This is a genomic window from Oleiphilus sp. HI0123 (genome assembly GCF_001635315.1).
Window position 1 is genome coordinate 1 of the sequence record NZ_LWGE01000026.1, and the last position, 1,066, is coordinate 1,066.

Annotated in this window: 1 protein-coding gene; it reads left to right on the forward strand. The window is 43.1% G+C overall.

The features are described 5' to 3' along the window. Positions 1-71 precede the first annotated feature (71 nt). Positions 72-947 (forward strand): endonuclease/exonuclease/phosphatase family protein, encoded by an 876-nt coding sequence (locus tag A3761_RS00375; RefSeq protein ID WP_068553365.1) that lies wholly within the window; start codon positions 72-74, stop codon positions 945-947. Positions 948-1,066 lie beyond the last annotated feature (119 nt).

Here is a 1,066-nt window from a genome sequence, read left to right on the forward strand (position 1 = left end):
TCCGTAACCTTGTCGTAACGGTCTATAGGTTCTTGCTATGATGGAGGCTCGCAGAAAAGAGTGAAACCCTAATGGTAATTCGATCTATGATTATGGGGGTCTGTATATTGTGTTGTACAGGCTTAAACGCAGAGCTTCGCGTAATGACTTTAAATACCGAATGGCTATGGACCCCTTATGACGGTAAAGCTGACGGTAGTAAAGTGACGATACGAGACATGTCAAAGAAGGATTACCTAACTGAGCTGGCATTCTATGCGAAGCTTGTTAGAGAGCATAGGATAGATATTCTAGCGGTGTCAGAAATTGAAAATAAGTACGTTGCGATCGATTTGGCAAACCGTTTTGGCAAAGACTGGAAAGCGTATTTTACACAGGGAAGGGATACGGCAACGGGCCAAGATGTTGCCTTAATCAGCCGTTTGGAACCAGTCAAAGGTAGTTTAACAAACTACGGCTTCCCTTGCGGAAAAACCAATGGTGTCAAAAAGAAAAAGTGTCTGAGTAAGGTTGTCGGTGCACGCTTCTACTTAGATAATGCTTCCGGGGAGCAAGTCGCAGTTATAAGCTCTCATTTTCTATCGAAGCGAAATGATAGCAAGAGCAAGCGCTTAAAGCGTGAAAGCCAGGCATTGGCGCTGTCGAAAGCCGTTGAACGCGAAGCAAACGATTTTTCCTCGACTAAAGTCGCGAAGGTTATTGCTTTAGGGGATTTTAACGATACAGCGAACTCTACAGTGTTGAAGTTGTTACGAGCTAAAGGTTCCTTATTATCAGCCAGTAGTTGCAGAATGCAAGACAGTATAGAATCTCACTCAAAACCCAAGCACCGCAAGAAGTCTCTAGTTGACCATATTTTGTATCGTGGGTTGACCTGTCTTGATGATTACGCGGTGTCCACCGGCAGCTACTCAGATCATCCAGCGATTGTTGCTATTTTACGTTAACGCCAATTGCTAAGCTTGCAAGCGTTCAAATTGCCTAACTACTTAAATCTTTTGTTTGCGCAAGTATTATCTGCGATTATTATTCGGAGATAGAATTGTTTTAAGAGGGAGTGATAAAT